The sequence below is a fragment of the Arthrobacter sp. FW306-06-A genome, from assembly GCF_021870055.1.
GTDB lineage: Bacteria > Actinomycetota > Actinomycetes > Actinomycetales > Micrococcaceae > Arthrobacter.
Window position 1 is genome coordinate 4,060,100 of the sequence record NZ_CP084552.1, and the last position, 26,948, is coordinate 4,087,047.

A 26,948-nucleotide genomic window follows, 5' to 3' on the forward strand; every position below is an offset into this window, starting at 1 on the left:
GAAACCATACGGATCATGGCCTCCAAGATTGCGTACCAGGGTGAGCCCGGCGCCAACTCCAATATCGCGTGTCAGCAGATGTTCCCGGACATGGAAAGCGTTCCATGCGCCAGCTTCGAGGACGCCTTTGAGCTGGTGGCCAGCGGCGAGGCGGAGCTGGCCATGATCCCCATCGAGAACTCCATCGCCGGGCGCGTGGCGGACATCCATATCCTGCTGCCGCAGTCCAACCTGCAGATCGTGGGCGAGTATTTCCTGCCCATCCACTTCGACCTGCTGGGCATCCCGGGCAGCACCATCGAAGGCGCCACCGAGGTGCACAGCCACATCCACGCGCTGGGCCAGTGCCGGAAGCTGATCCGCGAACACGGCCTCAAGCCGGTCATCGCCGGCGACACCGCAGGGTCTGCCCGGGAAGTAGCCGAATGGAACGATCCCCGCAAGCTCTCCCTGGCTCCCCCGCTTGCCGCGCAGATCTACGGCCTGGATGTCCTGGCCTCGCGCGTGGAGGACGACCCCTCCAACACCACCCGCTTCGTGGTCCTGGCCCGGGAAACGGCACTGCCGGCCCGGGACGAACTTCCCGGACCGGCAGTCACCAGCTTCGTGTTCCGCGTCCGCAACGTCCCCTCCGCCCTGTACAAGGCGCTGGGCGGTTTTGCCACCAACGGGGTGAACATGACCCGGCTGGAGAGCTATATGGTGGGCAACGAGTTCGCGGCCACCATGTTCATGGCCGACGTTGAAGGCCACCCCGAGGACCTGCCGCTCAAACTGGCCCTCGAGGAACTGGACTTCTTCACCACCGAGGTGCGGATCCTGGGCGTCTACCCGGCCGCGGACTACCGCGCGGCAGCAGCCACAGCCTGACGGGGCTGCGTCACCGGTTCCCTGCGCTTGAGCAGGGGACCGAAGAACGCACCGAGCTCAGCAGTCGCCGCCAGCGGCAGGACGCTGGCCACGTACTGGTCCGGGCGGACCACCACGACGGCGCCGTTGCGGTCGATGCCGCGCAGGTCGAAGATGTCGGCCTTGGGATCCGTGGCGTACACCTTTTCGTAGTCTGTCAGCTTGAAGGGCCCCACCTGCGGCTTGAACACTGCAGGGACGGCCCCGATGTCGACGGCGGTGTGCGGCTGCTGGTAGACGACCTTCAGGTCGAACCACGCATCCGGGTCGGCGCCGGCAGGGGTGGCGGCGAGGGGAGATTCCGGCGAGTTGGCGAACCATTCCGCGAGCTTGTCCGTGGCGGAGCCGGTGCCGGGCAGGGCGGGATCGGCGAAGACGTAGATCCGCCAGCGGCCGTCGGCGGTGGCGTGATGGCCCAGGTGGATGGGGTTGGTGTCACCGACGCGGACCACGGGTGCGGACTTGAAGCGCTTTCCGACCGGGAAGCCGGCAGCCAGGTCCTGGTGCCCGCTGCTGCCCACGATCAGCGACGGCGCGTACTGGGTCATGAACCCGGCCGGGAACTCGGCGGTCCGGACGTAGAACTCCTCCAGCTCCGACGGGTCCTCGAACTCCTCGGGCTTCTTGGCCATCATTGAGGACCACTGCTTGTCGAAGTCGATCAGGTTCTTCGCCACCACCTGCCGCTCCTCTGAGTAGGTGGAAAGCAGGCTTTCCGGGCTGCGGCCCTCAAGGACATGCCCCAGCTTCCAGGCGATGTTGAAGCCGTCCTGCATCGAGACGTTCATGCCCTGGCCCGCCTTGGCGCTGTGGGTGTGGCAGGCGTCGCCGGTGATGAATACGCGGGGGGTGCGGGTGCCGCGGTCCGCCGGCAGGACGTCGTCGAACCTGTCCGTGAGGCGGTGGCCCACCTCGTACACGCTGTGCCATGCCACGTTGCGCACATCCAGGGTGTAGGGGTGGAGGATGTCGTTTGCCTTGGCGATGATCTGCTCAATGCTGGTGTTGCGCACTGCGTGGTGGGTGGCGGGATCCACTTCGCCCAGGTCCACGTACATGCGGAACAGGTGGCCGCCTTCGCGCGGAATCAGCAGGATGCTGCCCTTCTCGCCCTGGATGGCGCACTTGGTACGGATGTCGGGGAAATCGGTGACGGCCAGTACGTCCATGACGCCCCAGGCGTGGTTGGCCTGGTCCCCTGCCATGGTGCAGCCAATCGCCTGGCGAACCTTGCTGCGGGCACCGTCAGCCCCCACCACGTACTTGGCGCGGACCGTCCGCTCCTGCCCCTCGTTGGGTCCTGCAGTGTGGAGCAGGGTCACGGTCACCGGGTAGTCCCCTTCAGTGGCGACGGTGAGGCCCTGGAATTCGTAGCCGTAGTCGGGCTTGAGTCGGGTGGGCGAATTCGCGGCGAACTCGGCGAAGTAGTCCAGAACGCGTGCCTGGTTGACGATCAGGTGCGGGAACTCGCTGATGCCCATCTCGTCGTCCACGGCACGGGCAGAACGGACAATGTTGGCATGGTTGGCGGGATCAGGCTTCCAGAAGGCCATCTCCGTGATCCGGTACGCCTCGGCGGTGATGCGTTCCGCAAAGCCGAAGGCCTGGAAGGTCTCCACGCTGCGGGCCTGGATTCCGTCGGCCTGGCCGATGGCCAGCCTGCCGGGACGGCGCTCGACAATGCGGGTGGTCACGTTGGGGAACATCGACAGCTGCGCGGCGGCGAGCATACCGGCAGGGCCGGTCCCGACGATAAGGACGTCCACTTCCTCAGGAAGCTCCTCGGGCCGGTTCAGGCCGACGCCGGCTGCGGGCTGGACGCGCGGGTCACCGGATACGTATCCGTGGTGGTGGAACTGCACGGGCTTTCCTCACTTCATTGTGGATAACTGTTCCGTCAGATTTTGTTCGATATTGGAACATTAGATTCGATAATCGAAACTAAGAACTTGGTTTCCACTGTACGCCGCATGTGATGTGGGCGACAAGTGGACCAGGAGCTATCAGGAAAGCGGTAGAAAACCGGGGGTTGACGGACCGCGCGGAAGCGGCCATAGTGATCGTATACGATTTCGTACCTGATGAGGAGAAGGATTTGGAGCAGGTCAACGGCGACACCCTGGCGGCAGCACGCAAGGTGATCGCGGTGCATATCAACTACCCCAGCAGGGCTGCCCAGCGCGGCCGCACCCCCGCCCAGCCGTCCTACTTCCTCAAGCCTTCCAGCTCCCTGGCACTCAGCGGAAGCCCCGTCGAGCGGCCAGCCGGCTGCGAACTGCTCGGCTACGAAGGCGAGATCGCCCTGGTGATCGGCAAGGCCGCCCGCCGCGTCAGCATGGAGGACGCGTGGAGCCATGTCGCCGCCGTCACGGCCAGCAATGACCTCGGCGTGTACGACCTGCGGTACGCCGACAAGGGTTCCAACCTTCGGTCCAAGGGCGGGGACGGGTTCACCCCCGTGGGCCCGGCACTGATCCCGGCAGACGCCGTCGACCCTTCCAGGCTCCGCATCCGCACCTGGCACAACGATGAGCTGGTCCAGGACGACACCACCGAAGACCTCCTCTTCCCGTTCGCCCGCCTCATCGCCGATCTCTCCCAGCTGCTCACCCTTGAGGAGGGGGACATCATCCTCACAGGCACCCCGGCCGGCGCCTCCGTGGCAAAGCCCGGAGACATCCTGGAGGTGGAGGTGGGAACCACGGACGGTGCGCTCTCCACCGGGCGGCTGGTCACCAAAGTTGAGGAAGGCACGACGGCGTTCGCGGACTTTGGCGCGCAGCCCAAGGTCGATGACCTGCAGCGGGAGGAGGCCTACGGGTCGCGCGAAGCCGCAGGACTTGCCGCGGTTTCGCCCGCCCTCTCCCCGGAACTGAAGGCAAAACTTGAGTCAGTTGCCACCGCCACGCTGTCCTCGCAAATGCGCAAGCGCGGCCTGAACAACGTCAGCATCGATGGGCTGCAGGCCACCCGGCCGGACCGCCGCGTTGTGGGCTTGGCCCGGACCCTCCGGTATGTGCCCAACCGCGAAGACCTGTTCAAGACCCACGGCGGCGGCTTCAACGCCCAGAAGAAGGCCATCGACTCCGTGACCGAGGGCGAAATCCTGGTCATGGAGGCCCGCGGCGAGAAGGGCACCGGCACGGTGGGCGACATCCTGGCCCTCCGTGCCCAGGTGCGGGGCGCCGCTGCCATCATTACCGACGGCGGCGTGCGGGACTACTCGGCCGTCGCGGATCTGGAAATGCCCACCTACTTCGCCAACCCTCACCCTGCGGTGCTGGGACGGCGCCACATTCCGTGGGACACCGACATCACCATCGCCTGTGGCGGCGCCACCGTGCAGCCCGGCGACATCATCGTGGCCGACTCGGACGGCATCCTGGTGATCCCGCCGGCCATCGCCGAGGAACTGGCGGACGACTGCATCCAGCAGGAGAAGGAAGAAACCTTCATCTTCGAGATGGTCAAGCAGGGCAACAGCGTGGATGGCCTCTACCCCATGAACGCCGAATGGCAGAAGAGGTACGTGGAGTGGGAACGGATGGGCAGGCAGCACCAATGACTGAGACAGCATTGACCGGCGTGCCGGAGCTTTCCGATACCCCTGCTGGCAGCAAGTCGGAGCAGGCCTACCAGTCCGTCAAGGCCCGGATCGTGGAAGGCACCTACACCCCCGGATACCGGCTGGTCCTGGGGGCCATCGCCAAGGACCTGGGGTTCAGCGTGGTCCCGGTGCGGGAGGCCATCCGGCGGCTGGAAGCCGAGGGCCTGGTGACCTTCGAACGGAACGTCGGCGCCACCGTGGCCGGCATCGACCCCACAGAGTACCTGTACACGATGCAGACCCTCAGCATTGTGGAGGGGGCCGCGACGGCACTGTCGGCCCCGCTGATCGACTCCGCCGCGGTGGCCCGGGCCCGGGCTGTGAACCAGGAGATGCGCGAGTGTTTGGAACACTTCGATCCGGTCCGGTTCACGCAGCTCAACCAGGACTTCCACAGCGTCCTGTTCGAGCACTGCCCCAACCCGCACATCCTGGACCTGGTGCACCGCGGCTGGAACCGGCTCGCATCCCTCCGGTCCTCCACCTTCCGCTTCGTCCCCGGCCGCGCCCGCGACTCCGTGGAGGAACACGAGAACCTGCTGAAGCTCCTCGAGACGGGAGCCGACGCGGACGCCATCGAAAAGGCAGCCCGCCTCCACCGGACTGCGACATTGGACGCGTACCTCGCCCAAACCACCTAAGCGCGAACCACCTGGACGCGCGAACCCTTGCACGACAACGAACACAGTTAGGACTTCAACGATGACTGCCTCTGTAGAAACCGCCAAGCATTACGTTCCGGAGGATCTGCCCACGCATATCCAGCACTACATCAACGGCCAGTTCGTGGACTCCGTGGGCGGCAAGACCTTCGACGTCCTGGACCCGGTGTCCAACCGGAATTACGCCACCGCCGCAGCCGGCCAGAAAGAGGACATCGACCTTGCCGTTGCTGCCGCCCGCGAAGCGTTCGTCAAAGGCCCATGGCCGAAGATGAAGCCGCGCGAGCGCGCCCGCATCCTCAACAAAATCGCCGACGCCGTCGAGGCCCAGGAAGCCCGGCTGGCAGAACTCGAAACCTTCGACACCGGCCTGCCCATCACCCAGGCAAAGGGCCAGGCCCTCCGCGCCGCCGAGAACTTCCGGTTCTTCGCGGACCTGATTGTCGCCCAGTTCGACGATGCCATGAAGGTCCCCGGCTCCCAGATCAACTACGTGAACCGCAAGCCGATCGGTGTCGCCGGCCTGATTACCCCGTGGAACACCCCGTTCATGCTTGAGTCCTGGAAGCTCGCCCCGGCCCTGGCCACCGGCAACACCGTGGTCCTCAAGCCCGCCGAGTTCACTCCCCTGTCCGCTTCGCTGTGGGCCACCATCTTCAAGGACGCCGGTCTGCCCGACGGCGTCTTCAACCTGGTCAACGGCCTGGGCGAGGAGGCCGGCGACGCACTGGTCAAGCACCCGGACGTCCCGCTGATCTCCTTCACCGGCGAAACCACCACCGGCCAGACGATCTTCCGCAACGCCGCAACCAACCTCAAGGGCCTGTCTATGGAGCTCGGCGGCAAGTCCCCCTGCGTCATCTTCGCTGATGCGGACCTGGACGCCGCCATCGATTCCGCCCTGTTCGGCGTCTTCTCCCTCAATGGGGAGCGCTGCACCGCAGGTTCCCGCATCCTGGTGGAACGCGGCATTTACGACGAATTCTGCGAAAAGTACGCCGCCCGGGCCAGGAACATCGTGGTCGGCGACCCGCACGACCCCAAGACCCAGGTGGGAGCCTTGGTCCACCCCGAGCACTACGAGAAGGTGGCTTCCTACGTGGAGATCGGCAAGTCCGAAGGCCGGCTCCTGGCCGGCGGCGGCCGCCCCGACCACCTGCCCGAAGGCAACTACATCGCACCCACGGTGTTTGCCGACGTCGCACCCGACGCCCGGATCTTCCAGGACGAAATATTTGGACCCGTCGTGGCCATCACCCCGTTCGAAAACGACGACGAAGCCCTCGCGCTGGCCAACAACACCAAATACGGCCTGGCGGCCTACATCTGGACCCAGAACCTGACCCGGGCGCACAACTTCTCGCAAAACGTGGAAGCCGGCATGGTCTGGCTGAACAGCCACAACGTCCGCGACCTGCGTACCCCGTTCGGCGGTGTCAAGGCATCCGGCCTGGGCCACGAGGGCGGCTACCGCTCCATCGATTTCTACACGGACCAGCAGGCCGTGCACATCACGCTCGGCTCCGTCCACACCCCCAAATTCGGCGCCTAGCCCAACTAGCTCGCACTTGTTGTCGTTTTGAAGCTCCAAAACGACAACTACTGCCAGTCAGTTGGGGAAAGCCCTTTCGAAGAAGAGAGAGTCCCATGACCAACTTCGTTCCCACCCCCACCGTCCCGGCACCGGACATCGTGCGCTGCGCCTACATGGAAATCGTGGTCACGGACCTCGCCAGATCCCGCGAGTTCTACGTGGACGTCCTGGGCCTGCACGTCACCGAAGAAGACGAGAACGCCATCTACCTGCGCTCCCTGGAGGAGTTCATCCACCACAACCTGGTGCTGCGCAAGGGACCGGTCGCCGCCGTCGCCGCCTTCGCCTACCGGGTGAAGTCCCCCGCCGAGGTGGACGCCGCCGAGGCCTACTACAAGGAACTGGGCTGCCGGGTGGAGCGCCGCAAGGAAGGCTTCACCAAGGGCATCGGCGACTCCGTGCGCGTGGAGGACCCGCTGGGCTTCCCCTACGAGTTCTTCTACGAGGTGGAGCACGTCGAACGCCTCACCCAGCGCTACGACCTTTACTCGGCCGGTGAACTGGTCCGTCTGGACCACTTCAACCAGGTCACCCCGGACGTCCCGCGCGGCCGGGCGTACCTGGAGGACCTCGGCTTCCGCGTCTCCGAGGACATCAAGGATTCCGACGGCGTCACCTATGCCGCCTGGATGCACCGCAAGCAGACGGTCCACGACACGGCCCTGACCGGCGGCAACGGCCCGCGCATGCACCACGTCGCGTTCGCCACCCATGAGAAGCACAACATCATCCAGATCTGCGACAAGATGGGCGCCCTGCGCATCAGCGACCGGATCGAACGCGGCCCCGGCCGGCACGGCGTGTCCAACGCGTTCTACCTCTACATCCTGGATCCGGACGGCCACCGCATCGAGATCTACACCCAGGACTACTACACCGGCGACCCGGACAACCCCACCATCACCTGGGACGTCCACGACAACCAGCGCCGCGATTGGTGGGGCAACCCCGTCGTCCCGTCCTGGTACACCGAGGCCTCCCTCGTCCTGGACCTGGACGGCAACCCGCAGCCGGTCATCGTCCGCGAGGAAAAGTCCGAGATGGCGGTGACCGTGGGGGCCGACGGCTTCTCCTACACCCGCAAGGAAGGCTCGCCCGAAGGCGACCGGACCGGCTTCAAGCTGGGAGTCCAGGTCTAGCCATGCTTGAGCCGACGACGATTGAGGCCATCGCGGACGAACTGGTGGAAGCCGGCCGGACCCGCACCCCTGTTCCCCGCCTGACCGCCCGCTACCCTGGCATGACGGTGGAGGACTCCTACGCGGTGCAGCAGCTGTGGCGGCGCCGGAACGAGGACGCCGGCAGGACCCTGGTGGGGCGCAAGATCGGCCTCACGTCCAGGGCCATGCAGGCCGCCACCGGCATCACGGAACCTGACTACGGCGCCATCTTCGATGACATGGTGCTGGAAACCGGCTGCTCCGTGGAGTGGGACCAGTACACGCACCCGCGGGTGGAGGTGGAGCTGGCGTTCGTGTTGAAGGACGGGCTCAAGGGCCCGGGCGTGACCATTTTCGATGTCCTGAAGGCCACCGACTACGTGGTTCCGGCCCTCGAGATCCTGGACTCCCGGATCGAAATGGAGGGCCGGACCATCGTGGACACCATCTCGGACAACGCGGCCATGGGCGCCATGGTGATCGGCGGCAACCCGGTGAAGCCGGACGCCGTGGACCTCCGCTGGGTCTCCGCCATCCTGTACAAGAACCAGACCGTGGAGGAGACCGGAGTTGCCGCCGGCGTCCTGGACCACCCCGCCAACGGGGTCCATTGGCTGGCCAACAAGATCGCCGCCCACGGTGACGCGTTGAAGGCCGGGGACATCATCCTGGCCGGTTCCTTCACCCGTCCCATGTGGGTGTACAAGGGTGATACCGTGCATGCCGACTACGGACCGCTGGGGAGCGTGACATGCCGTTTCGAATAGAGGACAACTTCCGGTCGGCCCTGGCAGCGCAAAAGGGTGAAGCAGGCCGGCCGCTGGCCGGCATGTGGGTCTGCTCCGGCAGTCCGCTCATCGCTGAACTTTGCGCCGGATCCGGACTGGACTGGCTGCTGGTCGATGCCGAACACAGCCCCAACGGACTCGAATCCATCCTCGCCCAGCTCCAGGCCATCCACGGCTACCCTGTGCATACCCTGGTCCGGCCACCGGTCAACGACACCGTGGTGATCAAGCAGTACCTGGACCTGGGCGTGCAGAACCTGCTGATCCCCATGGTGAACTCGGTGGCCGAGGCCGAGGCCGCCGTGGCCGCCACCCGATACCCACCGCAGGGCGTCCGCGGAGTCGGATCCGCGCTGGCCCGCGCCGCCCGCTGGAACCGGGTCCCGGACTACCTGACCCGCGCCAACGAGACCATCAGCGTGACAGTCCAGATCGAGTCCGTTGCGGCTGTCGAGGCAGTGGAGGACATCCTCAAGGTCGACGGTGTGGACGCCGTCTTCATCGGGCCGTCCGACCTGGCCGCATCCATGGGCCTGCTGGGACAGCAGGAACACTTCGAGGTGCGTGCCGCCGTCGAACACTGCCTCACAGCCGCCGCAGCCGCAGGAAAACCCGCGGGCGTTAACGCCTTCAACCCGGACACCGCGCAGCATTACCTCGACCACGGCGCCGATTTCATCCTGGTCGGCGCCGACGTCGCCCTCCTGGCCCGCGGCTCCGAGGCCCTCGCGGCGAAGTTCGTAAAGCCAACCGACGGCGAAACCCGGCCCAGCTACTAAGCCCCGGTGGTTGAGCCCGCTGCCGGACTGGCCCAGTTTTGGACGCGGGAAACCCGAAAACCCGGGCTCCCGTCGTGGGTTATCTCCGAAAAGTGGGCCAGTGTGGCACAGGGGCCTTCGTTGCTAGCCCATGGCCGGGGCCGCTGACGTCCGGCCGGCGAACTGGCGGCGGGCCCAGCGTGCCAGTTTCTTGCCCTTGCCCTTCCACCAGTTGTCCTCGTCCTGGTTGTGGTGGAACCGGAAGACGATGGCCACCAGCACGAACATGCCCATCACCACATCCATCCAGGAGGAAACCACCAAGGCGATGAAGACGGTCATGGCATTGGCCATGATGGACGGGATGGCCAGGGTCCGGAACACCGTGCTGGCCACGTAGCGCCGGTGCGACCTCGGGACGGAAAGCTCGCGGACCATGTCGAAGCAGACGCAGACCACCACGACAGTCTGCCCGATGGCCAGCAGGATCTGCCCAGGCAGGGAGTGGCTGAACGCGGCCACCGATTCCATTCCCGGACTCATGGCCGGGCCTTGCGGATGAGACCTTTGCTGAGAACTCTAAACACGGAAAAACCCCCAGAACTTGTGGAACCACCGCCGCTGATCCGGCGATGGTTCCATTCAAGTTTTAGGGGGCTGTCCGGTCACGAGTAGTAGGTACTCTATTTTCGGCAGGCAGCGGAATGCAGTACCTACTGCCCAATGGCCCGGGGCCGCCACAGCATGACAGCCTGCGACCTGGGCCGGGGCCGCTGTCCGCGTGCCAGGCTCACCACGTCACCGGCTGCGCCGGCAGCAAAGATCCGCGAGTCCACCGCACGGGGCCGGCGGCCCAGTTCCTCGGTGAGCTCGGTGATGCGGCTCTGGAGGGCCGCGACCTGGTTTTCGAGTTCCAGGATGCGCTTGATGCCCTCGAGCGATACGCCTTCCTGGGACAGCCGCTGCACTTCCCGCAGCATGTTCACGTCACGCTGCGAATAGCGCCGCGATTTCCCGGGGGCGCGGCTGGGCTTGACGATGCCCAGCCGGTCGTACTGCCGCAGGGTCTGCGGATGCATGTCCGCCAGCTCGGCCGCCACGGAGATCACGAAGATCGGCTGGTCAGCACTGATGTCCACGGCTCACCTCCGCCCTAAAGCCGGGCCTTGGCTGCCAGGCCCTCTCGGACGTCCGCCGACGACGTTGCCTCGGCGAACGCCTTGACCGCAGCTTCGGCGTCCTTGTTGAGATTCTTGGGAACTGCGACGTCGATGGTCACCAGAAGGTCGCCGGTACCCTTAGAGGTCTTCACGCCTTTGCCCTTCACCCGCAGGGTGCGTCCCGACGGCGTGCCCGCCGGGACGCGGACCTTCACCTTGTCGCCGTCGATGGTAGGCACTTCGATGTCGGCGCCCAGGGCAGCCTCCGGGAAGGTGACCGGGACGTGGATGCGGAGGTTGTCGCCGTCGCGCGTGTAAAAAGCGTGGGGCTGGACGGAGACGGACACCACCAGGTCGCCGCTGCCGGCAGCACCCGGCTGGCCCTTGCCGCGCACGCGGACCTTCTGGCCGTCCTTGATGCCGGCAGGAACGCGGACATCGATGACTTCGCCGCTGGGCTCGCGCAGGCCGATAGTGGTGCCGCGGATGGAACCGGCAAAGGAAATGCTGGTGGAAGCGGTCCGGTCAGCGCCCTTCTGCGGCGTGCGCTGGAACCCGGGGGCACCGCCGAAGCCGCCAAAAAGATCCGCGAACTCGGGAGGGATGCCACCGGCGGAAGGATTGAACCCGCCCGCATGGCGTCCGGTGTTGCCGGTGAACAGGCCGCCGAACATGTCCTCGAACCCGCCGTTGCCACCGGCGGCACCGCCGGGAGCAAACCGCGCCCCGCTGCCCATGGCCCGGATGGCGTCATACTGCTGGCGCTCATCGGGATCCGAAAGCACCGAATAAGCCTCGGAGATGTCCTTGAACTTCTTCTCGGAAGCAGCGTTCCCCGCATTCGTATCAGGGTGGTGCTGCCGCGCAAGCTTCCGGTAGGCCTTCTTGATGTCGGCGTCGGAAGCGTCCTTGGCAACACCAAGGATCTTGTAAAAGTCCTTGTCCACCCAATCCTGGCTAGCCAATGGCGTTTCCTTTCAAAAAGTACGTGCCGAGATGGCAGTTCACATCAGTGTTCTTACGAATCATTGCTGCGAACTGCCATCTCGTTGGAGTAATGCTACGCAGGTACAGCGACGATGACCTGGGCCGCGCGGAGGACGCGGTCTCCTGATTTGTAGCCTGAGCGGAGCACCTGGCTGACGGTGTCAACCTCGATGTCCTCGCCGGGCTGCTGGATCAGGGCCTCGTGGATCGTGGGATCGAACTCCACGCCGGTCTCGTTGATGCGGACCAGGCCGTAGGTCTTCAGCGCGTTCTCCAGTTTGTTGGCGATCGCGGCGAAGGGTCCGTCGGTGAGGTCGCCGTGCTGCCGGGCGGCGTCGACGTCGTCCAGGACCGGGAGCAGGGAGTTCAGGACGCCGATGACGGCCATTTCCCCTGCCACGGCGCGGTCGCGTTCAACGCGCTTGCGGTAGTTGACGTACTCAGCCTGGAGGCGGAGCAGGTCGTTGCGCAGTTCGGCTGCCTCGGCGTTGCCGGTTGATCCTGCCGGTGCCCCCTGGGCCACGGATTCCTCGGCCGGCACGTCCACGCCGTTGAGAATCTCCTCGGCCTGGGCCAGTGCGTCGCCGTCGGAATCTGCTCCGGCCTGGGAACCGGCCCCGGGGGCAGTGTTTCCGCCTTCAGCGTGACTGCCCTCGGGGTGCCGGGCCTGCCCGGTCACCGGGTCAACCTTGCGGTTGTCCCGGATGATCGGTTCGCCGTTCTGACCGCGCTCCTGGCCGGCGGATGCGTTGTGCTCTTCCTCGTTACCGTGGTGCGGCATGGGTTACTTCTTCGCTTCGTCTTCGTCGATGATCTCGGCGTCGACGATGTCCTCGTCGGAGGAACCTGCCGAAGCTCCGGCGGCACCTTCGGCACCTGCAGCGCCTGCAGCCCCTGCGCCGTCCGGGGAACCGGCCTGGGCGTAGATCGCTTCGCCGAGCTTGGTCTGGGAAGCCTGAAGCTTCTCGAACGCAGACTTCACAGCGGCGTCGTCGGTGCCTTCGAGGGCCTTCTTGAGGCTGTCAACGTCGCCCTGGACCTCGGTCTTGACCTCTTCGGGCAGCTTGTCCGCGTTGTCGGCGATCAGCTTGTCCACGGAGTAGGCCAGCTGCTCGGCGGTGTTGCGGGTGTCGGTTGCCTCGCGGCGGGCCTTGTCCTCGGCTGCGTGCTCCTCGGCGTCACGGACCATGCGCTCGATGTCTTCCTTGGAAAGGCTGGAGCCACCGGTGATGGTCATGGACTGTTCCTTGCCGGTGCCCTTGTCCTTCGCGGAGACGTGGACGATGCCGTTGGCGTCGATGTCGAAGGTGACCTCAACCTGCGGAACACCACGCGGTGCCGGGGCGATGCCGGTCAGCTCGAAGGTGCCCAGCGGCTTGTTGTCGCGGGTGAATTCACGCTCGCCCTGGAAGACCTGGATGGCCACGGACGGCTGGTTATCGTCGGCGGTGGTGAAGGTCTCCGACCGCTTGGTGGGGATGGCGGTGTTGCGCTCGATCAGGTGCGTCATCACGCCGCCCTTGGTTTCGATGCCGAGGGACAGCGGGGTGACGTCGATCAGGAGGACGTCCTTGCGCTCACCCTTCAGCACACCTGCCTGCAGGGCTGCACCGACTGCCACGACCTCGTCCGGGTTGACGCCCTTGTTGGGCTCCTTGCCGCCGGCCAGTTCCTTCACCAGCTCGGAGACGGCGGGCATACGGGTTGAGCCACCGACCAGCACGATGTGGTTGATGTCGGAGAGCTTGATGCCGGCTTCCTTGATGACGTCGTGGAACGGCTTCTTGGTGCGCTCGAGCAGGTCCTTGGTGAGGTCCTGGAACTTGGCGCGGGTCAGCTGCTCATCCAGGTGGACCGGGCCGTCGGGGGTGACGGAGAGGTACTGGAGCGAGACGTTGGTGCTGGACGAGGAGGACAGCTCCTTCTTGGCCTGCTCGGCAGCTTCGCGGAGGCGCTGCAGGGCGATCTTGTCCTTGGAGAGGTCGATGCCCTTGACCTTGAGCTGGTTCAGCAGGTAATCAACGACGCGCTGGTCCCAGTCGTCGCCGCCCAGGCGGTTGTCACCGGCGGTGGCACGAACCTGGATGGTGGAGAAGTTGTCTTCGTCCTTGCCGACTTCCAGCAGGGAGACGTCGAAGGTACCGCCACCGAGGTCGAAGACCAGGATGAGTTCGTCTTCCTTGCCCTTGTCCAGGCCGTAGGCGAGTGCCGCGGCGGTGGGTTCGTTGACGATGCGCAGGACGTTCAGGCCGGCGATTTCGCCGGCTTCCTTGGTGGCCTGGCGCTCGGCGTCGTTGAAGTAGGCCGGAACGGTGATGACGGCGTCGGTGACCTTTTCACCCAGGTAGGACTCGGCGTCGTTCTTCAGCTTCATGAGGATACGCGCGGAGATTTCCTGCGGGGTGTACTTCTTGTCGTCGATGGCCACGGTCCAGTCGGTGCCCATGTGGCGCTTGACCGAAGCGATGGTGCGCTCGATGTTGTTGACGGCCTGGCGCTTGGCGATCTCGCCAACCAGGACCTCGCCGGACTTGGAAAATGCAACGACCGACGGCGTGGTGCGGCCACCCTCGGCGTTGGCAATAACGGTGGGCTCGCCACCTTCGAGAACGGAGACGACGGAGTTGGTGGTTCCGAGGTCGATACCTACTGCACGTGACATGTGTTGCTTCCTTCTTTCCTTGGAAACTGGTTGGCGCCCTAAGCGTTGAGCGTTCTGCACTCAACTCTACTCAGGGCGCCAACGATGTCAATCCAAAGTTGAGCGGACCTCGCTCAACTTTGAAATGTGTCCAGGCTTTCAGGCCGTAAAGTTCCTTGTGTTTCCGGCATCCAAAGAAAGAAGTACGACGGCGGCAGGGCAGTTCGCTCTGCGAGAACGGCGCCCGCCGGGCTGCTTAGCGCTCAGTGCCGCGGTCTCCGTGGAGGGGTCCGCGTTCCTCCGTTGTCGCCTGCATCTGGCCGCCGCCGGTCAGCCCTTCGCGGATGACTTTCTCGGTGCGGGCATCACCGGCCGTCCCGGCATCACCGTAATTGCCTTCCTCATACTCGCCCTCCGGCGTACCCCGCTCCGGCTCATTGAGGGCACCCGCATCGCCATAGTCGCCGTCCTCGTACTGCCCGTCTTCCCCAGCATTTTCCGTGCGGGTCCGAGCAGGCCCGGCTTCCCCGTAATCGCCCTCCAGGTACTGGCCCTCACCTGCGCCCTCCGCCGGCCTGTCCACGGCTCCGGCGTCGCCGTAATCGCCATCCACGTACTGCCCACCTTCCCCTTCCAGTCCAGGTGCGCTGCTGCCGCTGCGGGGTTCCTCGGCTGCAAATTCCGGGTTCTCAGTCATGGTGCATCTCTCCTTCGAGGCTCCGCGTCCGTGCGGGCGCATTGGCAGTCTACCGACGGGGCGGGCGCACCAACAGGGTTCCGGCGGCCCGCATCGCCCACTGGAAACGGCTGTTGCCGCCACCGTGGACTGGTGGCGGCAACAGGGTTAGGGCGAGGAAAGCAGGGACTAGCGGGTGGGAACCTCTTCCAGGGGCTCGACGCCGGGCTCCCGCGGCTGCACGGCGTTTCCGCCGTCGGTCCGCCCCAGCTTGCTGGGCCACCAGATTCGAGGGCCGATGTCGTAGGCCAGGGCCGGGACCAGCAGCGAGCGCACCAGCACGGTGTCGAGCAGGACGCCGAAGGCCACGATGAAGGCCAGCTGCACCAGGAACATGATCGGAATGACGCCCAGTGCCGCAAAGGTGGCGGCCAGCACCACGCCGGCGGAGGTGATCACGCCGCCGGTCACGACGAGGCCGCGGAGGATGCCGGGGCGGGTGCCATGCTTGAGCGATTCCTCCCGGACCCGGCTCATCAGGAAGATGTTGTAGTCCACGCCCAGGGCCACCAGGAACACGAAACCGAACAACGGAACGGTGGCGTCGGCGCCGGGGAAGCCGAAGAGGTTGTTGAATACGAAGGCCGAGACTCCCAGCGCGGCTGCGTAGGACAGCACCACGGAGAGCACCAGCAGGACCGGGGCCACGACGGAGCGCAGCAGCAGCATCAGGATGAAGAGGATCACCACCAGCACCACGGGGATGATGACCACCAGGTCGTGCTGGGCAGTGGTGTTGGTGTCCAGCGCCGTTGCGGTTACGCCGCCAACCAGGGCGCCGGGATCAACGGCCTTCACCTCGGTGCGGAGGGCCTTGATGGTTTCCTCCGCCTCCAGCGAGTCCGCGGCATTGTTCAGCGTGGCATTGATCAGCACCTTTCCGTCCCGTACGTCCGGGGCGCTGGGAGTGCCGGGGGCTCCGGTGATGGGCACACTTCCCGGGCCGAGCAGGTACGCCTCGCCCACGCCGTCGTCCGCTTTCACCTTGGCCAGCACCTCTGCTGCCTTGTCCTGGTCGGCCACCACGACGGCGGGGCTGCCGCTGCCGGCGTCGAAGTGCCGGGCCAGTGCGTCTTGGCCGTCGACGGCATTGGAGGCGGTGAGGATGACATCCGTCTGCGGCACGCCGTTGGCCTTCAGCTGGAACAGGCCGCCTGCGGCGACCAGCAGCAGGAGGACTGAGGCCACCCAAACCGTCCTGGGGCGGCGCGACACCAGCGAACCGGTGGCGCGCCACAGGCCCTTCTGGCCTTCGAGCCCGGTGACCAGCTCAGGCTCGCGCTGGTCTGCCGGCAGGAGCTTGGGACGGAAGGGCCAGAACGCGGCCCTGCCAAGCAGAGCCATCAGGGCGGGCAGCAGGGTCAGCGCGGCGAACAGGGCGCACAGGATGCCTGCCGCGGCAACCGGCCCCAGTGCCTTGTTGGAGTTCAAGTCGGAAAAGAGCAGGCACAGCAGCGCGATGATCACGGTGGCGCCGGAGGCCACGATCGGCTCGAAGGACGCTTTCCAGGCGGTCAGGACGGCGGCGGTGCGGTTGGTGGTGTGGGTGAGGGCCTCGCGGAAGCGGGCTACGAAGAGCAGGGCGTAGTCCGTGGCCGCGCCGATCACCAGGATGGAGAGGATGCCCTGGCTTTGGCCGTTGAGCTGGATCCAGCCGGCCTTGGCCATGCCGAACACCAGCAGGATGGCAGCGCACAGGGCGAACACCGAGGTCAGCAGCACCATGATGGGCAGCAGCAGGGACCGATAGACGATCAGGAGGATCACGAACACGGCGGACAGGGCCACGAGCAGCAGGATGCCGTCGATTCCGCCGAACGCAGCGGTAAGGTCCGCCGCAAGTCCGGCCGGACCGGTCACGAAGGTCTGGGCACCTTCGGGCGCTGCCTCCTTGACCGTGTCGCGGAGTTCCTTGACGGCGTCCTTGAGCTCGGCCGACGATCCGATGGGCACAACGAACTGCACAGCCTTGGCGTCCTTGGAGGGAATTGGGCCGATGACGGTGCTGCCCAGCTTGAGGTTCTCAAGGTCGGCCTTCAGGGTGGCAAGTTCGCCCAGCTGCGGGGGCGTGAATGCCTCGCTCTTCTCGATGACGATGATGCCGGGGACTTCGTCGGAGTCGCGGAACTTCGCCTGCCAATCCTGGGCCTCCGTGGCCTCGGCGCTGGCGGGCAGGAAGGAGGCCTGGTCGTTGGACGAAACCTCCTCCAGGCGGCCGAAGGTTGGGCCGCCCACGCCCGCGAGGCCCAGCCAGGTCAGCACCAGGACAACCGGGACCAGCCAGCGCAGCCAGAACGGGACACGTTCCCTGCCAACTTTTGTGCGTTTCATGATGCCTTCCAAGGGTGAGCAGGAGGAGTAGTATTTGTTCCAGCATAGATTATCTCCATGACAGAGATAAGTGCCAGTCAAGCTTTTTTCATTCCGCCGGAACTGCTGACCCGGCGGGTGCAGGAGGCTCCATGGGGCCTGGAGTAATATCCGTCAGGACGCCTGGGCAAAACTCGGCGCAGGAATGAAAGCTGGGAGGTGGAGATGGCGGAGAACAAGGCTCCGGATGCTTCCCCTTTCGAGCAGGCGGGCCCGGAGTTCGGGCACCCGCTGCTGCGGATCCTGCAGGAGTTCACCATCGAGGCGAACCGCTACGTGGATGCCGCCGGGGACCGCAAGGACATGCACCGCACGGACATGAACGCTCTCGCCGTGATCATGCGCCATACCGCCAGGGGCAACGTGGTGACGCCCGGCCTGCTGCGGAAGGAACTGAACCTGAGTTCACCCGCCACTACCGCACTGATCGACCGGCTGGACCAATCCGGGCATGTGGTCCGGGAACGCCACAGCACGGACCGGCGTCAGGTCCAGCTCAAGATGACACCGAAGGCATTCCGGGAGGGGGGTGCCATCTTCGCTCCGCTGGCGCAGCACATGGGCAGCGCCATCGCCGGCTTCTCGGAGGAGGAGCTGGACACTGTCACGCGCTTCATGACGGCAATGATTGACGCAACCGTGGCGGCAAGGACGGAATCCGAATAGCAGGACCGATGGAGGGGTAGCGTTTGATCATGAGTGCGCAGCAGCCCGAAGACGACGTTTACACGCACGGCCACCACGAATCGGTGGTCCGCGCCCATGCCGCCAGGACCGCCGAAAATTCCGCGGCCTTCGTCCTCCCCTACCTCACGCCCGGGTCGACCCTGCTGGACGTCGGCTGCGGACCGGGCACCATCACCTGCGACTTCGCCGCCCTGGTCAAACCCGGAAAGGTCACCGGGTTGGACCGTTCACCGGACATCGTCGCCCAGGCTCAGGCGCTCGCCGTCGAACGGGAAGTGCCCAATGTGGAATTCGTGGCGGGCAACATCTATGACCTCGACTTTCCCGACGAAAGCTTCGACGTCGTCCATGCCCACCAGGTACTCCAGCACCTGACCGATCCCGTGGAGGCCCTGCGGGAGATGCGGCGCGTGGCCAAGCCGGGCGGCATCGTGGCGGTACGGGACGCCGACTTCCACGGCATGAGCTGGTACCCCGAAATCCCTGAACTGGACGAGTGGATGGACCTGTACCAGCGGATCGCCCGCCGCAACGGAGCAGAGCCCGACGCCGGGCGGCGGCTGGTCAGCTGGGCCCAGTCCGCGGGCTTCACCGATGTTGCCCCCACCAGCAGCAACTGGCTTTACGCGACCGCACAGCAGCGCCGCTGGCAGGCACGCGTCTGGGGTGAGCGGGTGCTCCATTCTGCCTTCGCCGAGCAGGCGCTGGAGTACGGGTACGCCGAGCCCGCGGATCTGGCGCGGATCTCGGCCGGCTGGCACCGCTGGGGCTCCACGGACGACGGCTGGTTCCTGATCCCCAACGGCGAGGTCATCGCCCGGGCGTAGTTCCGCCGCTCGCCGTGGACACCCGCACCCCACGTAATATTGTTTAGTGCAATTTTCCCTGTGGCTGGCCCTGGCGGGTGCCGGCGTCCTGATCAGCTTCACCCCGGGGGCCGGGGCCATCAACACCATGAGCAACTCGCTCAACGCCGGCTTCCGCCGCTCCATATGGGGAATCCTGGGCCAGCAGGCGGCCCTCATAGTGCACGTCCTGATCGTGGCCCTGGGCGTTGGGGTGCTGGTGGCGAGCTCCCCCATCGCCTTCAATGTGATCCGCTATGCCGGGGCCGCCTACCTGGTGTACCTGGGCATCCGCCAGTTCCTCAGCAAGCCCGCGGCCGCGCAGGAGCAGGCAGCGGTCCTCCGCAACGAGCCCACCTGGTCCATCTTCCGGCGGGGCTTCTGGGTCAACCTGTTGAACCCCAAGGCGATCGTCTTCTTCCTTGCGTTCACGCCGCAATTCATCCGGCCGGATCAGCCCCTGTTCACCCAGTACGCCATTCTGACGGCCACCATCGTGGCCATCGACATCCTGGTGATGTGGTTCTTTTTCGCGGCGGCCGCGCGTTCGTTCCAGCGGTTCACCAGCACCGAGCAGGGCCAACTGGTGCTCAGCAGGGTCTTCGGCGTCCTGTTCGTCGGCGTGGGAATCCTGCTGGCACTGATCCACTGACAGGGGCCTTTTCCACTCCCGGCACGGGGATGGCCCGTACCCATTTCGGGCCAAGTAATGCATCTTTACAAGCTTGTAAAACAATGTGAACAGCCGGGGAGCCAAGAGGGTTCGGCAGCGCGCATGCTTAGTCCCATGAACTCAACGTCGAGCGCATACCGCGTCATCACCGTCTGCACGGGCAACATCTGCCGGTCCCCCATGGCCGAGCTCATGCTCGGGGCAGCCTTGGAACGCGAGGGCCTCGACGGACTGGTGGAGGTGGACTCGGCCGGCACCACCGGTTACGAGGCCGGCCGGCCCATCGATCCCCGGGCAGCCCGCCGGCTCGCCGCCACACAGCTGGCATCGGAGCATCACGTTGCGCGGGAGTGGGAGCCGGACTGGTTCCGCGAGCGCGACCTGATCCTGGCCCTGGACATTGACCACTACGCGTGGCTGACTGAAGCCGCACCGGACCAGGAATCGCTGGACAAGATCCGGATGCTCCGCAGTTTTGATCCCGCCATGGCGGACCGTGACCTGCTGGACCAGGGCATCGAGGATCCCTGGTACGGCGGGCACGCGGATTTCGACGCCGTGTGGCATCAGATCCACGCCGCCCTCCCGGGCCTTGTCCAGCACATCAAGGCCGCAGTCCTGCAGAACACCCAACTTCAACCGCACTAGGAGCCGAGCGCAGGAAAATCTTCCAGCGGAAGAAAGCCGGTGCAATCCGGCAGCGCCAGGAGTATTTTGTGCTGCATGCACGCCACATCCAACCCTGGCAGGTACACCCGTCTCCTTGGCGCTTTGGAGGAGGCCAAACGTTTGGACGCTGCCGTCACGGCAGCAGAACCACTGGCGGCCCGGCTGATGGCGCAGCGCAAAGTCCGCACCATCGTCCGCGGCGACACCACCGGCATTCCCCTGCACACCATCCTCACTGACGGCCCGTTCGGCGCCTGGTGGTCCGCGGTGTTCCTGGACCTTTTCGATGACGAGGCCTCACGCCGCTCCTCCCAGCGACTGGTGGCCCTTGGGGTTGTGGCCGCCGTCCCCACCGCCCTGTCCGGCTGGGCAACCTGGTCAGGCAAGGACCGCCCACTCAAGCGCGTCGGCGTTGTGCACGCTGCCGCCAATGCCGCGGCGACGGCCGTCTACGTCGCCTCCTGGCGGGCGCGGTCCCGCGGCAACCACCGGGCGGGGGTACGGCTGGCGCGGATGGGGGCAGTCCTGCTGCTGGTGAGCGGGTTCCTGGGCGGGCACCTCAGCAGCGGGCGGCATGCCTCGCGGCAGGGCGTAGTTCATGGATAAAAGGGGTCGATGGAAAACGGTACGCTCTAGTCCATGAGCCCAGCCCCCGTCATCATCGCCGTCGACGGGCGCTCCGGCGCAGGGAAGACCACCCTCGCCGTCGAACTTGCGGCGCGGCTCCGCGCCCACCACAAGGTCTCACTGTTTCACCTGGAGGACATCTACCCCGGCTGGGACGGGCTGGCCGCCGGCATCGAACGCTATGTCACCACCGTCCTCACGCCGCTGAGCCGCGGCGAGGCAGCCTCCTGGACCAGCTGGGACTGGGAGAACCATTACGACGGCGACGCCCGGGTGACGCTGCCCGCAGAGATCGTCATCATGGAGGGCGTAGGAGCCGCCGCGGAAGCCGCCCGCCCCATGATCGACGCGGTGATCTGGGCCGAGTCACCGGACGACACCCGCCGGACCCGGGCGCTGGACCGGGACGGCGCAACCTTTGAGCCGTATTGGGACCGGTGGGCTGCCCAGGAAGAAGAATGGCTGGGACGGGACGACGTGCCCGGCCAGGCGGACCTTCGCGTCCAGAACCTCGCTGACGGATCAGCCCCGTCGGACCTGCTGCAGCTCCTCCCCTACCTGCCCGCCCTGGCACCGGTCCTCGCGCCCGAGTTGTCCGCCCGCCGGGGCCTGCGGCTCCGCGCCGAGCGGCTGGATGCCGTGCCGGACGCACCGGCGCTGTTCCAGTCGCTGCACGGCGCAGCGGCCAACGCTGTATGGCTGGATTCCTCGAATGCGGGCAGCCCGCCGGGCGGGGCTGGCACGGCGGCGCGGACAGCCGCTGAGCGGAGCCGGTTCAGCATCATGGCGGACGACGGCGGCACGTTTGGACAGTCCGTCACGTACCGTTCAGGCGTCAGCCGGATCAGCGCCGGCTCCTGCACGGCACAGGTCCCGGGTCCGTTCTTCCGCTGGCTGGATACCGTCTGGGGCCGGCGGGCCGTGCGCACCCCGGACGGGTATCCCGGCGAGTTCACCCTGGGCTGGCTGGGCTGCCTGGGCTATGAGCTGAAGCGCGAAACCGGGGGCAGTGACGTTTCCGCGCCCACCCCGGATGCTGCCTTGATTTTTGCCGGCCGGGCGGTGGTCCTGGACCACGCCGAAGGCGCCGCCTGGCTGCTGGCGCTGGAGGCACCGGACGCCGGGGAATGGCTGGCCCGGGCGCGCGCGGCCGTGGAAGCCGCCGCAAGCGCAACCGCGGACGCCGGCGGCAGCACCGGCGTCGTACCTTCCCCACCGCCCGTCTTCCGAAGCCGGGACACCGGCGCCAGGTACCGGGAAAAGATCGCCGCCGCCCAGCACGAAATCGCCGAGGGAAACACCTACGAGGTGTGCCTGACCACCACGCTCGAAGCCCGGACCCCGGCCGGCTCGCTGGACCCGTGGGCCACCTACCTGGCGCTGCGCCGCAGGAATCCGGCACCGTTTGCCAGCTACCTGCGGCTGGGAGACGTTGCCGTGGCCAGCACGTCCCCCGAGCGGTTCCTGAAGATAGCCTCCGACGGCGGCATGCGCGCCGAGCCAATCAAGGGCACCCGGCGCCGGGCTGCCGACCCGGCGGAGGACAGCATGCTGCGCACGGACCTGGCCACGTCCCTCAAGGACCGGGCCGAAAACATCATGATCGTGGACCTGCTGCGCAACGACCTCAGCCACTTCGCAGAACCGGGATCCGTTACGGTCAGCCGGCTTTGCGCGATCGAAAGCTATGCAACAGTCCACCAGATGGTCAGCACCATCGATGCGCAGCTCCTCCCGGGGGCGCCGCGGGCAGAGGCGGTGGCGGCATGTTTCCCGGCAGGCTCCATGACCGGAGCACCCAAGATCAGCACCATGGCCATCCTGGACCGGTTGGAGGCGGGGCCGCGGGGGCTCTATTCCGGTGCCATCGGCTACTTTTCGCTCAACGGGGCGGCCGATCTCGCCGTCGCCATCCGGACGCTGGTGCTCAACACGGCAGGGGACGGGACTGTGGAACTGTCACTCGGCGTCGGGGGCGCCATCACCTCGGACTCCGTTGCCGACGAGGAGTACGACGAGATCCGCACCAAGGCCTATGGCGTCCTCTCCACGCTGGGCGCAGTCTTTCCGGAAGACTGACGGCGGGCATGGCCCGGCTCCTGCCATCGGCAACCACGCTGCATCCACACTGCGGACGCCCGTTTAGGAGGACGGTGCAGGGGGTAGGGCCTCAGAGCGTCAGCTGAACCGCTCAAGCCAGGCGGCGGACTCCAAGGCGCTTCCACGAGTTAGGTTTGCCGCGTGACGGACTCCTCCCATCCCCGCACCCCCGGGACGCATGCACCGCGCAGCTTCAAATACGTCCTCATGCTTGGCGCCCTGGCCGCGCTTCCGGCCCTCACCACGGACATGTACCTGCCCTCGCTGCCCGCAGTGGAAGCCGATCTGCACACCACCCAGACCGCGGCCCAGCTGACATTGTCCGGGACCCTCGTCGGGGCAGGCTTTGGCCAGCTGGTGATCGGCCCGTTCTCGGACCGGTTCGGGCGAAGGCTGCCGCTCATCATCGGCATTTCCCTGCACGTGGCCATCTCGCTGCTGTGCTCCATCACGCCGAACATCGAAACACTGACAGGGCTGCGCGTGCTGCAGGGCTTCTTCAACGCGGCCGCTGCCGTGGTGGCACTCGCCGTGATCCGCGACCGCTTCGTTGGCTCTGCCGCCGCCCGGCTGCTGTCCCGGCTGATGCTTGTCATCGGCGTGGCACCGCTGCTCGCGCCCACCGTGGGACAGGCGATCGCCGGGATCTGGAATTGGCGTGCCGTCTTCTACGCGCTGGCGCTCATCGGGGTGGTCCTGGTGGCAATCGTGCTGAAGTTCATGCCGGAGACGTTGCCGGAGGACCGTCGCAGCCCCGGCCACCCCAAGCACGTGGCCAGGGCCTACTGGGAGCTGCTGCGGGACAGGCATTTCATGGCGCTGGCCGTCATTCCCGGGCTGGGGCTGGCCCTGATCATGAGCTACGTGGTGGGATCGCCCTTCGTCTTCCAGAACGAATACGGCCTCACCGCCCAACAGTTCGCCCTCGTCTTCGCCCTCAACGGCGCCGCGCTCGTCCTCTCGGCCCAGCTCAACGCTGCCCTGGTCCGCAAATTCCCGCCGGTCCGCCTCCTGCGCACCGCGCTCGTGGTCCAGCTGGTCCTTGCCCTGCTGCTGCTCGTGGTGGTGGCCACCGGTGCCGGCGGAGCGTTCGGGGTGATAGCCGGACTCTGGCTGGTGCTGTCGATGCAGGGGATGGTCCCGGCGAACGCCTCCGTCCTGGCCCTGCACAATTACGGCCACATGGCGGGAACGGCGGCAGCGGTGATCGGTGCCCTGCAGTCCGGGGTGGCCGGACTGGTCAGCCCCCTGGTGGGGGTCCTGGGCGGAAATTCGCTGTCAATGGTCATTGTCATGATCGGCAGCTGCGCCCTGGCGGTCGCGGTGCTTGCCGTGGGAACTCCCGCGTTCCGGAAGGGCGGCTGGGCAGAAAACGCAGGGCTCGACGACGGCCAGCGCGTCAGTGCCGACGACTAGCTTTACAGCACAGCGCCTTTACTGGACGGTGGCTGTCAGCCGGGCCACGTTGTCCACATACCGCGCCGCGAGCGGCCGCTTGACCCAGTCCGCAAGCTTAAGCTCGTGGGAGATGTCCCGGTAGGTGTCCTCCACCGCCCGCATCTTGTTCACGATGTCCTCGCCCAGGAGCATCACGGACACCTCAAGGTTCAGCGAGAAGGACCGCATGTCCATGTTGCTGGAGCCCAGGACGGCCACCTCGTCGTCGATGGTGAAGTGCTTTGCGTGCAGCACGAACGGGGCCTTGTACAGGTAGATGCGCACGCCGGCTTCGAGGAGGGCCTCGTAGTAGGACCGCTGGGCGTGGTGGACCAGGAACTGGTCGCCCTTCTCGGACACGAACAGCTCCACGTCAACGCCGCGCTGGGCCGCCGTGGTGATGGCGTACAGCAGGGAATCGTCCGGAACGAAGTAGGGGCTGCAGATGGAGATCCGGTGCTGCGCCGAGTAGATCAGGGTATTGAACAGGCGCAGGTTGTTTTCGGTGATGAACCCCGGGCCGCTGGGCACCACCTGGGCAGTGATGCCGCCGGGATGGGGGTCGGAGGGAAGCTGCAGCTGGTGTTCCAGCGAATCGTCGGTTTCGCTCAGCCAGTCGGTGGCGAACACGACGTTCAGGGTGGTGACGATCGGTCCGCGCAGGCACGCCATCAGCTCCACCCATTCGCGGCCCGCCTTGCGGTGGCGGGGGTTGTTGTAGGAGGGCTCGATCAGGTTCTGTGACCCAGTGAACGCGATTTCGCCGTCCACCACCATGATCTTGCGGTGGTTGCGGAGGTCCGGGCGGCGCCACTGGCCGTGGATGGGCAGGAGGGGCAGCATCCGCTTCCACTGGATCTTGCCCGCTTTGAGGCGCTTCAGCAGCTTCTTGTAGCCCTTGATACGCAGCGTGCCAATGTGGTCGAAGAGGAGACGGACTTCGACGCCGCGCTCGGCGGCTTCCTCCAAGGCGGTGAGGAGATCGTTGGTGACGTGGTCCGAGCTCATGATGTAGAACTCGGCATTGACGAACTTCTTCGCCTTCCGCACCGCCTTAGTCATCTCCAGGATGGAGTCCGGGTAGCCGGGGATGAGGTCCACGGTGTTGCCGTCCACCATGGGCAGCGAACCCAGCGTGCGGTTCAGCTCAGCAGCGGACTTGACCCACTCGGGGCCGGGGTAGTCGCTTTCGACGTCGGAGAGCGACGTGATGCCGGCCCGCACCCGCTCGTTGACCAGCTGCTGCTGCGCGCGGCGCCGGCTGGAGAGCTGGAAATTGCCGAACAGCAGGAACAGGAGGATGCCCACGAAGGGAATGAAGAAAATCCCCAGCAGCCAGGCCATGGCCGTGGTGGGGCGTCTGTTGCCGGGAATGATGCCCAGGGCCAGGACCCGGATGGCCAGGTCTACAAAGCCCAGAAGCACCACCACCCACGTCGGCGCGGTGCCGGCAAGCGAAAAAGGCCACAACACGTCTATAACTCCCGGGAGATTGGGCTCCGGAGGACGGCTTCCGGCCGGGGCACTCTGCCCAGCTTATCCGCGGTGCCGCACTAAGCTGGTGCCATGACCTCTCCAGCCCCAGTGGTTCTCCTTTTCCTCGATCCCGCATTTCCTGACGGCAGGGCGGCCGATGCGTCCAAACCCCAGCTGCTGGTCACGGATCTTGGGGTTACCAGGGGCGACGGCGTCTTCGAAACCATGCTGGCGGTGGGCGGGTCAGTGCGGAAAATGCAGGCCCACCTGGACCGGATGGCAGGCTCCGCCGCGGCACTGGACCTGGACATCCCGGACCAGGAGGCGTGGCGCCGCGCCATTGCCGCTGCCGTGGCGCGGCACCGGTCAGAGAACCCACCCGCCGATCCTGCTGCCGATGAACTGGTGGTCAAGCTTGTGGTGACCCGCGGCGTGGAGGGTGCCCCCGCTCCTACAGCCTGGGTGCAGGCATCGCCCGCGGGGGCTACCGGCCGCCGGCAGCGTGAAACAGGTATTGACGTCATCCTCCTTGACCGCGGCTACGACAGTGACGTGGCCGAACGGGCGCCCTGGCTGCTTCTGGGCGCCAAGACGCTTTCCTACGCCGTCAATATGGCCGCGCTCCGCTACGCGCATAAGCAGGGAGCGGACGACGTCATCTTCCTGTCCTCCGACGGCCGCGTCCTGGAAGGCCCCACGTCCACGGTGCTGCTGGCGCATGTGGGAAAGTCCGACGACGGCACGCCGGTGAAGCGCCTCATCACACCCCAGCTGGACAGCGGCATCCTCCCGGGAACCTCCCAGGGCGCGCTTTTCGCTGCCGCCAAGGCGGCAGGCTGGGAGCTGGGTTACGGCCCCCTGGAGCCGCAGGACCTCCTGGACGCGGATGCGGTCTGGCTGATCTCGAGCGTCCGCCTTCTTGCCCCTGTGAACACGATCGACGGCAAGCAGATCGGCAGCCCGTCCGTCCAGAAGGAACTGACCGCCGAGTTGAGCGGACTTTTCGCCGGCATCCACTAGGCCCTGCAACAGGCGCTTAATCCCTTTTCCCGCACCCGCATC

General features: G+C 66.1%; 24 protein-coding genes. 15 read left to right on the forward strand and 9 right to left on the reverse strand.

Annotated features, from left to right (window positions below; translation table 11 throughout):
• The first annotated feature begins 15 nt into the window (after window positions 1-15).
• Window positions 16-870: a prephenate dehydratase gene (locus LFT49_RS19045; protein ID WP_237430557.1), complete on the forward strand. Its 855-nt coding sequence runs from the start codon at window positions 16-18 to the stop codon at window positions 868-870.
• Here LFT49_RS19045 and LFT49_RS19050 read toward each other — a convergent pair.
• Entirely contained in the window at window positions 843-2,771 is a 1,929-nt protein-coding gene (locus tag LFT49_RS19050) for an FAD-binding monooxygenase (RefSeq protein WP_237429087.1), read from the reverse strand. The two genes, LFT49_RS19045 and LFT49_RS19050, sit on opposite strands and share 28 nt — an antisense overlap.
• Window positions 2,772-3,004: 233 nt before the next feature.
• Here LFT49_RS19050 and LFT49_RS19055 point away from each other — a divergent pair, with 233 nt between their 5' ends.
• The 6 genes from LFT49_RS19055 to LFT49_RS19080 all read left to right on the forward strand — a co-directional run bounded on the left by LFT49_RS19055 (window position 3,005) and on the right by LFT49_RS19080 (window position 9,499).
• The gene (locus tag LFT49_RS19055) at window positions 3,005-4,474 is read left to right on the forward strand and encodes a fumarylacetoacetate hydrolase family protein (protein ID WP_237430558.1); all 1,470 of its coding nucleotides are present in this window, start codon (window positions 3,005-3,007) and stop codon (window positions 4,472-4,474) included.
• On the forward strand, window positions 4,471-5,157 hold the full coding sequence (locus LFT49_RS19060) for a GntR family transcriptional regulator (RefSeq protein ID WP_237429088.1): 687 nt from the start codon (window positions 4,471-4,473) through the stop codon (window positions 5,155-5,157). The genes LFT49_RS19055 and LFT49_RS19060 overlap by 4 nt, the downstream gene beginning before the upstream one ends.
• A gap of 61 nt (window positions 5,158-5,218) precedes the next feature.
• Complete coding sequence (hpaE, locus tag LFT49_RS19065; RefSeq protein WP_237429089.1) at window positions 5,219-6,730, forward strand: 5-carboxymethyl-2-hydroxymuconate semialdehyde dehydrogenase; 1,512 nt, start codon at window positions 5,219-5,221, stop codon at window positions 6,728-6,730.
• A 95-nt stretch (window positions 6,731-6,825) separates the two neighbouring features.
• Window positions 6,826-7,911 (forward strand): 3,4-dihydroxyphenylacetate 2,3-dioxygenase, encoded by a 1,086-nt coding sequence (gene hpaD, locus LFT49_RS19070; RefSeq protein ID WP_237429090.1) that lies wholly within the window; start codon window positions 6,826-6,828, stop codon window positions 7,909-7,911.
• Window positions 7,912-7,913: 2 nt separating this feature from the next.
• On the forward strand, window positions 7,914-8,699 hold the full coding sequence (hpaH, locus tag LFT49_RS19075) for a 2-oxo-hept-4-ene-1,7-dioate hydratase (RefSeq protein WP_237429091.1): 786 nt from the start codon (window positions 7,914-7,916) through the stop codon (window positions 8,697-8,699).
• Window positions 8,684-9,499, forward strand: coding sequence for an HpcH/HpaI aldolase family protein (locus LFT49_RS19080; RefSeq protein ID WP_237429092.1), 816 nt, complete (start codon window positions 8,684-8,686; stop codon window positions 9,497-9,499). Before hpaH ends, LFT49_RS19080 begins: the two co-directional genes overlap by 16 nt.
• Window positions 9,500-9,622: 123 nt before the next feature.
• Here the strand turns inward: LFT49_RS19080 and LFT49_RS19085 are convergent, their stop codons facing one another.
• The 7 genes from LFT49_RS19085 to LFT49_RS19115 form a co-directional block, all read right to left on the reverse strand.
• Window positions 9,623-10,009, reverse strand: coding sequence for a hypothetical protein (locus tag LFT49_RS19085; RefSeq protein ID WP_236822081.1), 387 nt, complete (start codon window positions 10,007-10,009; stop codon window positions 9,623-9,625).
• Window positions 10,010-10,191: 182 nt separating this feature from the next.
• Window positions 10,192-10,617 (reverse strand): heat shock protein transcriptional repressor HspR, encoded by a 426-nt coding sequence (locus LFT49_RS19090; RefSeq protein ID WP_272910812.1) that lies wholly within the window; start codon window positions 10,615-10,617, stop codon window positions 10,192-10,194.
• A gap of 14 nt (window positions 10,618-10,631) precedes the next feature.
• The gene (locus LFT49_RS19095; RefSeq protein ID WP_236820653.1) at window positions 10,632-11,603 is read right to left on the reverse strand and encodes a DnaJ C-terminal domain-containing protein; all 972 of its coding nucleotides are present in this window, start codon (window positions 11,601-11,603) and stop codon (window positions 10,632-10,634) included.
• Window positions 11,604-11,698: 95 nt separating this feature from the next.
• Window positions 11,699-12,406: a nucleotide exchange factor GrpE gene (locus tag LFT49_RS19100; protein ID WP_236799921.1), complete on the reverse strand. Its 708-nt coding sequence runs from the start codon at window positions 12,404-12,406 to the stop codon at window positions 11,699-11,701.
• Window positions 12,407-12,409: 3 nt separating this feature from the next.
• Window positions 12,410-14,287 (reverse strand): molecular chaperone DnaK, encoded by a 1,878-nt coding sequence (gene dnaK / locus LFT49_RS19105; RefSeq protein ID WP_236799922.1) that lies wholly within the window; start codon window positions 14,285-14,287, stop codon window positions 12,410-12,412.
• 235 nt (window positions 14,288-14,522) lie between these two features.
• Window positions 14,523-14,963 carry a hypothetical protein gene (locus LFT49_RS19110; protein ID WP_237429093.1) on the reverse strand — a complete coding sequence of 147 codons (441 nt, stop codon included), beginning with the start codon at window positions 14,961-14,963 and terminating at the stop codon, window positions 14,523-14,525.
• A gap of 168 nt (window positions 14,964-15,131) precedes the next feature.
• Window positions 15,132-17,333, reverse strand: a complete 2,202-nt coding sequence (locus LFT49_RS19115; RefSeq protein ID WP_237429094.1) for an MMPL family transporter — start codon at window positions 17,331-17,333, stop codon at window positions 15,132-15,134.
• A 204-nt stretch (window positions 17,334-17,537) separates the two neighbouring features.
• Here LFT49_RS19115 and LFT49_RS19120 point away from each other — a divergent pair, with 204 nt between their 5' ends.
• From LFT49_RS19120 to LFT49_RS19150, 7 genes are all read left to right on the forward strand, one after another.
• Window positions 17,538-18,038, forward strand: coding sequence for a MarR family winged helix-turn-helix transcriptional regulator (locus LFT49_RS19120; protein WP_236799925.1), 501 nt, complete (start codon window positions 17,538-17,540; stop codon window positions 18,036-18,038).
• 29 nt (window positions 18,039-18,067) lie between these two features.
• Window positions 18,068-18,886, forward strand: a complete 819-nt coding sequence (locus LFT49_RS19125; RefSeq protein ID WP_237429095.1) for a methyltransferase domain-containing protein — start codon at window positions 18,068-18,070, stop codon at window positions 18,884-18,886.
• 46 nt (window positions 18,887-18,932) lie between these two features.
• Complete coding sequence (locus LFT49_RS19130; protein WP_236799927.1) at window positions 18,933-19,556, forward strand: LysE family transporter; 624 nt, start codon at window positions 18,933-18,935, stop codon at window positions 19,554-19,556.
• A 135-nt stretch (window positions 19,557-19,691) separates the two neighbouring features.
• Complete coding sequence (locus LFT49_RS19135) at window positions 19,692-20,225, forward strand: low molecular weight protein-tyrosine-phosphatase (protein ID WP_236799928.1); 534 nt, start codon at window positions 19,692-19,694, stop codon at window positions 20,223-20,225.
• Between the two features lie 75 nt (window positions 20,226-20,300).
• A complete protein-coding gene (locus tag LFT49_RS19140; protein WP_237429096.1) occupies window positions 20,301-20,852 on the forward strand; it encodes a DUF2231 domain-containing protein in 552 nt (183 codons plus the stop codon).
• Between the two features lie 33 nt (window positions 20,853-20,885).
• Window positions 20,886-22,952, forward strand: a complete 2,067-nt coding sequence (pabB, locus tag LFT49_RS19145; protein ID WP_237429097.1) for an aminodeoxychorismate synthase component I — start codon at window positions 20,886-20,888, stop codon at window positions 22,950-22,952.
• A gap of 162 nt (window positions 22,953-23,114) precedes the next feature.
• Window positions 23,115-24,389, forward strand: coding sequence for a multidrug effflux MFS transporter (locus LFT49_RS19150; protein WP_237429098.1), 1,275 nt, complete (start codon window positions 23,115-23,117; stop codon window positions 24,387-24,389).
• Between the two features lie 18 nt (window positions 24,390-24,407).
• Here LFT49_RS19150 and cls read toward each other — a convergent pair whose 3' ends face one another.
• On the reverse strand, window positions 24,408-25,883 hold the full coding sequence (gene cls, locus LFT49_RS19155) for a cardiolipin synthase (RefSeq protein WP_373462170.1): 1,476 nt from the start codon (window positions 25,881-25,883) through the stop codon (window positions 24,408-24,410).
• A gap of 93 nt (window positions 25,884-25,976) precedes the next feature.
• Here cls and LFT49_RS19160 point away from each other — a divergent pair, with 93 nt between their 5' ends.
• Window positions 25,977-26,906 carry an aminodeoxychorismate lyase gene (locus LFT49_RS19160; protein ID WP_237429099.1) on the forward strand — a complete coding sequence of 310 codons (930 nt, stop codon included), beginning with the start codon at window positions 25,977-25,979 and terminating at the stop codon, window positions 26,904-26,906.
• Window positions 26,907-26,948 lie beyond the last annotated feature (42 nt).